This is a genomic window from Flavobacterium sp. FlaQc-28 (assembly GCF_044007415.1).
Taxonomy (GTDB): domain Bacteria; phylum Bacteroidota; class Bacteroidia; order Flavobacteriales; family Flavobacteriaceae; genus Flavobacterium.
Genome location: NZ_JBIPCM010000001.1, coordinates 490,847 through 503,058, shown reverse-complemented (window position 1 = coordinate 503,058; position 12,212 = coordinate 490,847). Strand labels below are relative to the sequence as shown.

Genomic DNA, 12,212 nt, shown 5'->3' with positions numbered 1-12,212 from the left:
TTTTTGGAAGAAGCGGTTTTTTTGTATTGAATTTGTAGTAATTTATTTAGATTTGTATTTGATACAAATGAGTAATATATAATTCAATAAAATGCCTTTATTTTTTTTAGCAGGACTTACACCTTTCGGATACGGATTTATTGGAGTGCTCTTTTTATCTTTTTTATTGGCTTATTTTGGGCTTAAATCGTATGATAAAAAGAACAAACCAGGTTGTCTTTCAATTGGATTTGCAGGGTTGATTATTTGGTTTGTTCTTATGTTTCCAACTTTTTTTACTTTTTCAATTATTGAAAACGGAAATGTTGCAGCGAAAGTTGGACTGGTCATTTTTTGGGCTTTTGTGTTGGCTTTGGTTATATACTTTGTAACTGCAAAAAACACATCCGGCGTTAAAAAAGTTATTTTCACTATCTTTAAGTACATTCTTTATTTAATACTCTTAGGACTGTTTTTGGTATTGTTTTTTGGAATGACCTATTATATTTATTTGAGACTTTTTACAGCAGAAAAAAACGAAGATCCTGTGTGGCCGGCTCTTTTATGTATTTTTTTTGTTGCCGTACTCAGTGTAATTGGTTTTGGTTTCTTGGTGAGAGATAAAGAGGATAAGAAAAAAGAAAAATCGACTTTTTATGATTTGGCAGAGGCAAAGTTAAAGCCGCAATTAGTTATTGAACTCGATTTGTCAAAGAATAAATTAAGTAAATTTCCAGAGGAGATTTTACAGTTTAAGAATTTGAAATTCTTAGTTTTAAGTCATAACGAAATTAGTGAAATTCCAAACGATATCAATAAATTGCACAAATTGATAGGTCTGGATTTAAGCCATAATCCAATTTCAGATTTAGAAAGAAATCGCTTAAGAAAACTGCTTTCTAAAGAAGTTGAAATTGTATTTTAAGTAATTCGTTAAAAGAATATCCAAATTATAGCATTGTAAATATGAACGAATTTTTTACATTTCTTACTCAAAATGAAGCCGATGCAGGATTGGTTGTTTTTTTAATGCTTTTCAGCATGGGTGTTGCTTTATTTCAAACCGTAATTTTTTCAGGGCTTTTTGATCTGAAGTTCCCCAATTGGCTGTTTTTTGTTGTATGTCCGCTTATGGTAGGTTTAAGTTTTTTAATAGATCCCGGATATCCATTTGCGGTTATATTATTTTTGTTTGTTTCTGTTTTTCTATTCGGAATTATCGGAATGATTTATTCTGGGATAAAAAGCAGCAAACAAGAAAAGATAGATAGAGAAAAATTTAATAGGATTCACAATATTCCAAAAACGAAATTAAAGGATAAACTTCTTGGATTCTTTGTTTTAGCTTGTATTGTTGGAGCTTTTTATGGGCTGGCTGTAACTGAGAATTTGAAGCTTCTGTTTTTAATTATTCCTGGATTTATACTTGTTAGTTCAATATTTTTTCCAAGCAGTAAAAGCAAATTTTATAAAATGCAGTCTATTTTGCCAACATCAAAAATAGATGCAATTGCTATGGGTTTAGTTGAAATTGAAGGAGATTTAGAAGAAATCGAGCCCATAATTTCACCTTATTTCAAAAAACCGTGTATTGGTTATTCGTATAAAATAGAAAAAGAAAGTCCGAGAGATGATGATGGCAGAACGACATATTCAACTATTTTCAGCGAAGTAAAAACGGGAAAGTTTAAAATTAAAGATGAAACGGGTTCTGTTACGGTAGATGGCGAGGGATTAGAATACTATTTTGATAGAATTGACAATCAGTCTGGAGGAAAAACCAGATATACTGAAACGTACTTGAAAAGTGATGATTATATGCTTCTTATAGGTTACGCTGCTTCAGATAATGGGAATGTATTAATAAAAAAAGACAGTGCAGATACTATTTTTGGAATTGCCGTTCCAAGGAGTATTTCATTTAGAAATAAATACAAACCGCTGCTCGATTCTTTTTTAACCGTTTTGTTTTTCATCTCACTTATAATCATCTATATTATTTTAAATTAAAGAAAATATGACTGTTCAAAACATTGCCTTACTTATCGGAATAATTCTAATCATTGTATTTTTTAATTTTTTTATCAGAATTTACAATAAGCTGGTTATGCTGAAAAATAATAATGAAAAAGCATTTAGAAATATTGATGTTATCCTGATGCAGCGTGCAGAAGAAGTGCCGGAATTGGTGAAAATTGTGTCTAAATTTACAGAACACGAAACGGCAATGCTTACTAATTTGACCAAATTAAGAACAGATTTTTTGAATGCTAAAACGGTCGAAGAAAAGATTGATAATGCAAACGAATTTTCGAAATCATTAAAAAGTATTTTTTCCGTTTCTGAGAATTACCCAACATTGTTATCTAACAGTAACTTTTTAGAATTGCAAAAAAGAGTTTCTCAAATGGAGGATAAAATCGCTGACCGACGAGAGTTTTTTAACGATAGTGTAAATTTGTATAACGTAGGAATCCAAGAGTTTCCTAATTTTATTTTAGCTAAATTAATTGGTTATAAAACACAGACTTTATTTGATGTTGCACCAGAAGATAAGAAATATGATGGAGTTCAACTTTAATACTTTTTTTGGTTACGAGAACGAAATTAACAGTCTGAATGACACAGTGCTTCTTTATGGTTTTGGCGGTATTATGTTTGGTTTAACAGCTTTAACATTTACAGCTTTCATAATTAGAAAGCTTGGTTTTGGGGCTGTTAACAGCTATTTTATAAGTCCGTTAATGTTGTCTTTGGGACTTACAATATTGGTTTCTATTTTGCCTACAATTGTATTTTATGTTGTAGCTAATGATATTTCACCAGTAAAAATTTTATACTGTTGGATCACCATTTTTATAGGAATGTTTCTTTTTGTTATGTTTAATTTAGAAATTATTAAAAGTTTTTTTAGGGAGTTTAATAAAGTAAGCGAGCAAGAAGAATTTAGAAACAGAAAAAGATAAATTATAATTTGAATGAAAATAAAAAAGGCTTCCAAATATTTGGAAGCCTTTAATTTTATAAATTATTTTTTAATAATAGTTTGATTATAAGAACCATCTGCTGTGTATATTTTAGCTAAATAAGTGCCGGTAGTTAAAGCGTTTAAATCGATGCTTTCGCTTCCTTTTTGTGCCGTTTTTACAAGAAATCCAGGGATATTATAAATAAGGATTTTTTCGACTGTCAAGTTTGGATCTGATAAATACAAAGTTCCAGTTGTTGGGTTTGGATACAAAATTGCTTGCGTGTTTTCTGCCTCTGCAACTGTTTCGGTTATAGATTCAGTCTGCGCAATTCTAGCCGTTGAACCGCTGTAAGCAGTACTCATATAAAAAAGGTTTGCCGTATCTTTTTTTGTAATGGTGTGACTGCCTGCAGCTAGCGAAACCGTTACAATTCCGTTTGAAGCGGTTCTATCAACATTGTCAACTTTTATAACAGCTGACGGTTCAATTAATACAAGTGTTAAAGTACTGGCTTGAGCAGTTGTAAAAGAAATATTTGTTGACGATTCTATTTTTAAACACTGAGTTAGGGTCAAACCGTTGTAGGTTACAGTTCCTTTTGTTGTCGAAAGATTTCCAGTTATACTGTAAAAACTGCTTGTTTTACCCGAAGCAGTAAAATTGTGTATTTCGTCTCCACTTGGAGTGCTTGTCGTTACAGTTATAGTTCCTGAATTTGTTACAGTATTTCCTGTTCCAACAGTTGTGATAGAATAGGATAGAGTTGTAGTAGGTGTCCCAGATATTGTTATAGTTTTAGCAGTTGTGTTTTTTACAAAACTAATTCCAGAAGCAGGTAATCCTGTAACAGTTGCATCAGTTGCAGTTCCGCCCCAAGTAAATACAATTGCATTTATTGCAGTTCCGCTGTTAACATTTTGACTGTTATTATTAGTTGAAGTTAAAGTTTGTGTTCCAGCTGGATTAACTGTAATTGTTCCTGAATCCGTTGCCGGCGTTCCAGTTCCTGAAGTAGCAATTGAATATGATACTGTTGCAGTTGGGGTTCCTGAAATTGTTATTGTTTTCGCCGTTGTATTTTTTACAAAGCTGATTCCCGAAGCAGGCAATCCTGTAACGGCTGCATCCGTTGCGTCTCCGCTCCAAGTAAAAACAATACTGCTAATCGCTGTGCCGCTTGTTACCGTTTGATTATTGTTTGTTGTTGAGGTTAATGTTTGTGCAGTTGCAGGAGGATTCCCTTCGCCTTGTACTGCAACTAAAGTGCCAGTATAATTTGTCAATGTTGTTTTTAGAGCTGTAATAACAAGTGACGAAGTATCATCTACACTATTGTCAAATACCCATTTTAAATCCCCGCCAGAAACGCGTCCTGCATATTGCGTTACTTTTGTTTTTGCCGCTGCAGGTTGATCTGGCACGAGATTTTTTACATATAAAGCAGCATCGGTATCAAAGTTGTTATAGATGTTTGCACCTGATTTTGATTTTACACTGCTGCTTACGGTTTCGCTTCTTGTAGTTGCTAAATAGGCATCAAAATCTGTAGCAGAGCTGATTTTCCCTGAAATATTGTATAAAGGATTCGGATCATTGTAAGCTACAAATCGCATATTGTTTGTTCCGTTTGAAGCATCAAAAGTATTGTTAAAAGCTTTGATCGAACCTCCTGCTTCTCCAGAAAATGTTCCCATTGTTCCAGCATTATTCACTTGATTCGTTTCATCCCAAATGTCAGAACCTTGCAGTGAGGTCATCATTGGGTGTTTACTATTGCGGTAATAGTTTCCCTCTACAAATAGCGACGAACCCAAAGTTGATCCTGCACCATATTTTGAAACGCCGTCGTAATAATTATTATAAATGTGAGCTGAATAATAACGAACTCGCGGATGACGAGAATCAGAATGATCAAACCAGTTGTGGTGATAGGTGATGTATAAACCAGTTGTGGTTCCTTCGCTTAAACCTAATAAACTTGCTTTTCCATTGTCCCAAAAGTGATTGTAGGATAAAGTAATATATGTGGAAGATTTATTGTCTAATGCCCCATCTCCTTTTATTTGATCGGCATCGCTTCCTGCATTTCCGTAAAATAAATCGCAGTTGTGAACCCAAATATGGTCATTATCCTGCTGCATTCCAACATTATCTCCAGCAGTACTGTTGCAATTCATGAAGCCAATATTATTGACTTCAACATTTGAAGCAGATTTTAATCGAACTCCCCATCCATTTGCTACAGCATCTGTTCCTATTCCTTCAAAAGTGATGTAACTCGATGCATTGTTGGCATTTTCAATTACGATGTCTCCGCCTTCCATAACAGTCATATCCGTTATATTACCAATTAATCTAATGATAAATGGGCGAGTGTCTTTTCCTTTTTTGATGGCATATAGAATATTTTGTAAACCAACGCACGGATTTGCACTGGCGCCTGTAATATTCATCGAAATGGTGTTTTTTGTGTTTTGTGTAATGTATAGAATTACAGCATTATCTTTTGGCGTTCCATCAGTTTTATATCCTCCGGGAACTCTACCGCTTTCAAATGCAAATCCGTTTCGATCTTGTGCTAAAACACTTAGAGAGCTTGTTGTTGAACCTGAACCTTCGGTACCAGAAATTACTGGTTTTACTTTAACGGTGTAACTTCCTGCTTTCAAACCAGGAATGTCTGCACGAAAATAAGTTCCGTAGCTGCGGACCAATTGATCATCAATTTTTTGGTCAGTAAGACCGTTCCCAGAATAGTAAACATTGTAGGTTTGAGCGCCGCTGACTGGCTGCCATTTTACAAAGGCGGTTTCAAGCCATCCAGAGGCTTCTGTGATTTGAACTTGCTGTGCCCATATTTGCACGGTAACAAGGAAAACGGTTAAGAAAAGTAGGTTTTTTTTCATAATAGTTTGGGTTAAAAAATTAGTTAATAATTATTAAGTGGTTTTAATTATCTCTAACAATAATAAATTGTAATCGATTGCACAAAAATATATAAAATTTTGTTATTCTTAATTTTTTAGTAGTAAAAAAAAATATAGTTTAAAATTTTTGTAGTTTAGTTTTTTATTGTGTAATAAATTGCATTAATTGTAACTTATTACATAATATTTAAATCTTTCGTTAAGTCTTATTTTTATTACTTTTTTAAAAGTACAAGTGCTTCTTGAAATTTTTGTGAGGTATCTTTTTTTAGATTTTTAAATTTTTTTGGCAAATTTGTTAAAGAAAGAAAAGGATTACTTTTGTGAGGAAAATAAAAATCAAAAGGATTGATAAATGCGGAAAAAAACTACTTGTGATATTTATTTTGCTCTTAAAATTAAAATAGAGTAGGGTAAAAATGAAGTTGTAAATGTGTTAGTATGTTCTTCTGTTTTTTGAAATGTATAGACATAAAAAAAGCCTTTTTGATTATCAAAAAGGCTTTTAGAATATGGTAAAACTAGTATTTAGTCTTTACTAGATAGTTTCGATAGTAATCTTAAAAACTCAATATACAACCAAACTAAAGTAATCATTAGTCCCATTGCGCCAAACCATTCCATGTATTTTGGCATTCTTTGTTGTACTCCTTTTTCGATTTGATCAAAATCTAAAAATAAGTTTAGAGCAGCGATAACAATTACAAAAACACTAATTCCGATACTCATCATAGAATTTCCATGATGTACAGGAGTCCAGCTTGTAAACATTGAAACGACCCACGAAATTAAATAATAAGTTGCGATTGCTAATGTCGATGCAACAACAACGGATTTGAACTGCTCTGTAACTTTAACAATTCTGAATTTATATAATCCTAAACAAACTAGAAAGGTTACAAGAGTTGCGCCAACTGCATTAACAACGATTCCTGGATATTTTAATTCAAAAATTGCAGATATTCCTCCAATAAATAAACCTTCAAAAAGGGCATATCCAGGAGCTAAGTATGGAGAAGCTTGTGGTTTAAAAGCAGAAATAACAACTAAAATTAATCCAACAATTGCACCGCCAATTGCAGGCAGCATTGGATTCATTCCGTTAAATGCCATCCACCATGTAATCATAGATGATGCGCATAATATTAAAAATAGAATAGCTGTTTTATTAATAGTACCAGACAAAGTCATTTCCTGATTGTAATCAATAATTTTTGCTTCGTGTACTTCTTCAGCTCTTGAAGTAGCATTTGATGAAAAACGCTTGTTGCTTAAAAATGGATTGTTTGAATTGAAGGCCATAGTTTTAATACATTTAATTGAACCCAAATATATGGAGTTTTTTCGACGTGTGGCGGTTTGAGTTAAATTTTTAACATGATTTTCTCTTCTATAAAAAGCGGCTATAAACAAAAAAGTCCATCAAAAAATCTTGATGGACTTGTATTTATTTTGAAGTAAATTTTAATTCAATAAATCTAAAACTAATGAAGGAAATAACCCTAAAACAATATTTAAAACAATTGAAACAACTGCAACTGCATAAATAAGAAATGGTTTTCCTGTACGTTTTTCATTAGGTTCTTTAGAATACATAGCTAAAATAAGTTTGAAATAATATCCAACACTTATAATTGAGTTAATTACTGCTACAATAACTAAAGCAATATATCCTGCTTGAATCGTTTGATTGAATAAGAATAATTTTGCGAAGAATCCAGAGAAGATTGGAATACCAGCCATAGATAATAGCGAACCAGTTAAGATTGCAGCCAATAATGGATTTGTTTTTCCAAGTCCATGGAAGTTCGTAATATCTTCGTTATCTTGATTTTTACATACATATAAAATCACACTGAAAGCAGCGATTCCTGCTAAAGCATAAGCTGATGTATAATACAATAAAGTACCTGCTGATGTTGCAATAGATAAGAACGTCATTAACATGAAACCTGCGTGTGAGATTCCTGAAAATGCCAGCATACGTTTTACATTTACTTGACGTAATGCCATTATGTTTCCAACAGTCATAGAAGCAATTGAAATAATTACAATGATATTTTCAAATGTTCCTAAAAGTTCTTGATTCTCTAAAGATGGAATTAAATTTAGTCCAGCAACTAATTTATAAAGAGTTGCAATCGCTACAACTTTTGCCAAAGTACTCATTAAAGCCGTTGTTAAAGCTGGAGAACCTTCGTAAACGTCTGGTGCCCAAAAGTGAAACGGAACTGCAGCAATTTTAAAAAACATTCCAATTATCATTAAAACCATTCCGATTGGAAACCAGATTGGAAGCTCGGCAGATAAAGAACTTTCGTGAATTTCGGTAACATCAAATGTTCCCATTGCTCCGTAAATCAAACAAATTCCAAATAAAATAATTCCAGATGCAAAAGATCCCATAAGGAAATATTTCATACCTGCTTCATTACTTTTAATATTCAAACGATCGCTCGCTGCAAGAACATATAACGCGATAGATAAAATTTCGATTCCAAGGAAAAACATTGCTAAGTTTCCAAAAGAAACCATCGCAACGGCTCCAGCCAATAAGAAGATTTTTATAGCAATGAAATCAGAAATTTTAGATTGATGATTTTCGTAAAAATTATGACTTAATGCTACAAGGAAAATAGTCAGAATAATAAATAATGATGAAAAGGCAGTTGAGAATTTATCTACTGCAATCATATTATTGTAATAACTTGCTGTTGATCCAAATTCGTAAAAGTTAAGTGCCAAAACGCCCAATAAACCAACAATGGTAAACGGAACAATGCCTTTTCTAAAATTTAGAATTTCAAACAATAGGCAAAAAATACCCAATCCTGTTATAGCTATTAATGTATTCATTTTTGTTTTTTTGATTTAGGAAATCTAAAACGCCCTAATTTATTTTATTTAAAATATATTTTTATTTTCTTCAGCATTTTAATTCTTTTAGTTTCGGATAAATCTGAAATCAAAATTCGTTAATCTGCATTCTAAAATCTTAGTTTTTATTGATAACGTTTAAAATCGTTTCTAAACTTGGTGTAATCAAATCTGTAATAGGTTTTGGATAAAATCCAAAGAAAATTAATACAGCAATAATTGCTACCATCGAAATTCCTTCGTTTACAGAAACATCTGCAAAAGTTCTTGAATTGGTTTCGCCCAACATTACATTTTGAAACATTTTGAGCATATAGTAAGCTCCTAAAATAATCGTTGTTCCGCCTAAAACAGCAAACCAAATATTAATTTGAGATAAACTGTATAATACTGTAAATTCTCCAACAAAGTTAAAAGTAGTTGGCAAAGCAACAGAAGCTAAAACCAAAATTAAAAACATTGAAGTGAATTTTGGAGATTGCGTACGGATTCCTCCTAATTCGCTGATTTCTCTAGTTTCAAATCTTCTGTAGATAATTTCTGCAGCAAAAAATAATCCAACTACAACAAAACCGTGAGCGATCATTTGCATAACAGCACCTCTAAAACCATCAATAGTTAAAGTGTAAGTTCCTGCAGCAATTAATCCAACGTGAGCTAGAGATGAATACGCCAATAATTTCTTTAAATCTTTTTGTCTTAATGCTACTATTGAACCGTAGATAACTCCAGCAATTCCTAAAGCAATAAAAATATTCATATATTCTTTTGCGGCAAGAGGTGCAAGTGGCAATTGCCAACGAATTACACTGTACAATCCCATTTTTAACATGATACCAGATAAAAGCATTGTTCCAACTGTTGGTGCTTTTTGGTACACATTTGCCTGCCATGTGTGGAAAGGAATAATTGGAATTTTGATAGCATAAGCTAAGAAGAATGCCAAGAAAATCCAGAATTGCTCGCAAGCTGATAATTCTACTTTGTATAAATCTTCGATTAAGAAGCTGCCTGCTTTTTGATATAAATAGATAAAAGCAGTCAACATGAATAAAGAACCTGCAAGTGTGTAAATAAAGAATTTTACAACCGCTTTTCTTCTTTCTTCAGCATCGCCATTACCCCAAATAAGAGCAATAAAGTAAATAGGAATAAGAGCTAGCTCCCAGAAAATATAGTATAAAAGACCATCTGCTGCCAAGAAAGTTCCTGTCATTGCAAATGCCATGAATAAGATCAAAGAATAAAAGGCTTTTGAATTTTTATATTCATTTCCAAAAGAAGAAAATATAATAATTGGAGTCAAAGCTGTTGTCAATAAAAGCATTGCAATTGCTAATCCATCAGCATTTAAAGCGAATGAAATTTTAGGTTGTGTAATCCAAGCATTGATAAGGCTGATATTTTCACCAGCATTAAAATGGTTTAACAATACAACCGAACAGCCTAAAGCTGCCAAACTAAAGAACAAAGCTACTTTTGAAGCGAGTTTGTCACCTGCAAAATAGGTGATAAATGCACCAACTAAAAGAATAATTAATATAAGAGAAACGTTCATAGTTATAAAATTATTGAGCTAAAAATAAATAAGAAACAATTGCGCAAAGACCTAAAACGAAAGCAAAAAGATATAATCCGATACTTCCAGTCTGCAGTTTTTTACCCTGAAAAGCTAATTCATTTGCTATTTTTCCTAATCCGAAAACAAGTGCCGATAAACCAGTTTCGATATAATCTCTAAAGAATCTTGATAATCCGTTTATAGAGCGAACAAATATCGCATCGTAAGCTTCATCAACATAATATTTGTTGTATAACACTTTTGTTAAACCTGTAATGTTTTCATCAGTTTCAGGAACATTATCTTGTTTAAAGTATTTTACGTAAGCAATTATAATTCCTAATAATCCGCCTAATACAGCAACACCCATTAAAGTGTATTCTGTTGGCCCTAAATGATGTTCTTCGCCAGCAGCTTTTGTGAAAAGAGGAGCAAGGTATTCATTTAACCAGCTGTTTCCAGGTAAACTGATTAATCCGCCAAAAGTTGCTAAAATAGCTAAGATGATAAGAGGAATAGTAATTAATGAACCACTTTCGTGTAAATGATGTTTTTGCTCTTCAGTTCCTCTAAATTCTTTAAAGAAAGTTAAGAACATTAAACGGAACATATAGAAAGCGGTCATGATTGAAGCAATAGATCCAACAACGTATAATGGAATGCTGTGGTGGAAAGCCGTCATTAAGATTTCATCCTTTGAGAAGAAACCTGAGAAAAATGGAACTCCTGAAATGGCTAATGAAGAAATCAACATCGTCCAGAAAGTAATTGGCATTGCTTTACGCAAACCACCCATTTTACGCATATCCTGCTCACCATGTAAACCGTGAATAACAGAACCTGATCCTAAGAATAAACAAGCTTTGAAGAAAGCGTGAGTGATTACGTGAAATACAGCTACTTCGTAAGCTCCAAATCCTAATGCTAAAAACATTAATCCTAATTGTGAAACAGTAGAGTAAGCTAATACTTTTTTAATATCTGTTTGAACTAAACCAATTGTAGCAGCAACTAATGAAGTTATTGCTCCTATAATGGCAATTACGTTTTGTACATCTGTTGCAAGATCAAAAACAAAGTTTAATCTTGTTACCATAAAAATACCTGCTGTTACCATCGTAGCAGCGTGAATTAATGCAGAAACCGGAGTTGGTCCAGCCATCGCATCTGGTAACCAAGTATACAATGGAATCTGTGCAGATTTACCACAAGCTCCAATAAACAGACATAAAGCTGCTAAAGAAAGTAATGGTAAGTTTAAATCTGCTGTTCCAGCGATTGCAGTTTTTAAAGTGGTGTAATCTAAAGTAGAGAACATTGAACCAATGATGAACATACCAATTAAAAGACCTAAATCTCCAATTCTATTCATAATGAAAGCTTTCTTTGCTGCATCGTTGTAATCTTGGTTTTTGTGCCAAAATCCGATTAATAAATAAGAGCAAAGTCCAACACCTTCCCAACCGATAAATAAAACTAATAAGTTGCTTCCAATTACAAGAGTAATCATAAAGAATACGAACAGATTTAAATACGCAAAGAATTTGTGCATATTCTCATCGTCATGCATGTAACTGATAGAGTATAAGTGAATCAAAGATCCAATTCCGGTTACGAAAAGCAACCAAAGAACAGATAATTGATCTAATAAAAATCCAAGATTGATTTTTATATTACTAATTTGAATCCAATCAAATAAAGTAACCTCAATTGCTTTTCCAGTTGAAGTTATTTGATTAAAAAGAACAAGAGTAACTATAAAAGAAACAGCCACGGCAGCAGTTCCGATAAATCCGGAAACTGTTTTTCCTAAGCTTTTCCCAAAGAAAACATTAATTAAAAATCCTAAAAAAGGAGCTAAAACTAAAACTAAAGCTAAATTGGTATCCATTTCTA

General features: G+C 32.6%; 9 protein-coding genes. 4 read left to right on the top strand and 5 right to left on the bottom strand.

What is annotated here, in order from left to right:
* Positions 1-91 precede the first annotated feature (91 nt).
* The 4 genes from ACHRVL_RS02145 to ACHRVL_RS02130 are packed head-to-tail and all read left to right on the top strand — an operon-like array spanning position 92 to position 2,945.
* Positions 92-904 carry a leucine-rich repeat domain-containing protein gene (locus ACHRVL_RS02145; protein WP_395409980.1) on the top strand — a complete coding sequence of 271 codons (813 nt, stop codon included), beginning with the start codon at positions 92-94 and terminating at the stop codon, positions 902-904.
* Between the two features lie 41 nt (positions 905-945).
* Positions 946-1,989, top strand: a complete 1,044-nt coding sequence (locus ACHRVL_RS02140; RefSeq protein WP_395409978.1) for a hypothetical protein — start codon at positions 946-948, stop codon at positions 1,987-1,989.
* A 7-nt stretch (positions 1,990-1,996) separates the two neighbouring features.
* Positions 1,997-2,560 carry a LemA family protein gene (locus tag ACHRVL_RS02135; protein WP_395409976.1) on the top strand — a complete coding sequence of 188 codons (564 nt, stop codon included), beginning with the start codon at positions 1,997-1,999 and terminating at the stop codon, positions 2,558-2,560.
* A complete protein-coding gene (locus tag ACHRVL_RS02130) occupies positions 2,541-2,945 on the top strand; it encodes a hypothetical protein (RefSeq protein WP_395409974.1) in 405 nt (134 codons plus the stop codon). Before ACHRVL_RS02135 ends, ACHRVL_RS02130 begins: the two co-directional genes overlap by 20 nt.
* A 62-nt stretch (positions 2,946-3,007) precedes the next feature.
* Here ACHRVL_RS02130 and ACHRVL_RS02125 read toward each other — a convergent pair whose 3' ends face one another.
* The 5 genes from ACHRVL_RS02125 to nuoL form a co-directional block, all read right to left on the bottom strand.
* Positions 3,008-5,857: a T9SS type A sorting domain-containing protein gene (locus tag ACHRVL_RS02125; RefSeq protein ID WP_395409973.1), complete on the bottom strand. Its 2,850-nt coding sequence runs from the start codon at positions 5,855-5,857 to the stop codon at positions 3,008-3,010.
* Between the two features lie 549 nt (positions 5,858-6,406).
* Entirely contained in the window at positions 6,407-7,180 is a 774-nt protein-coding gene (locus tag ACHRVL_RS02120) for a Bax inhibitor-1/YccA family protein (RefSeq protein WP_395409971.1), read from the bottom strand.
* Positions 7,181-7,342: 162 nt separating this feature from the next.
* Complete coding sequence (locus ACHRVL_RS02115; RefSeq protein ID WP_129052804.1) at positions 7,343-8,734, bottom strand: NADH-quinone oxidoreductase subunit N; 1,392 nt, start codon at positions 8,732-8,734, stop codon at positions 7,343-7,345.
* Positions 8,735-8,873: 139 nt separating this feature from the next.
* On the bottom strand, positions 8,874-10,313 hold the full coding sequence (locus ACHRVL_RS02110) for a NuoM family protein (RefSeq protein ID WP_395409969.1): 1,440 nt from the start codon (positions 10,311-10,313) through the stop codon (positions 8,874-8,876).
* Positions 10,314-10,323: 10 nt separating this feature from the next.
* Positions 10,324-12,207 carry an NADH-quinone oxidoreductase subunit L gene (gene nuoL, locus ACHRVL_RS02105; protein ID WP_395409966.1) on the bottom strand — a complete coding sequence of 628 codons (1,884 nt, stop codon included), beginning with the start codon at positions 12,205-12,207 and terminating at the stop codon, positions 10,324-10,326.
* Positions 12,208-12,212 lie beyond the last annotated feature (5 nt).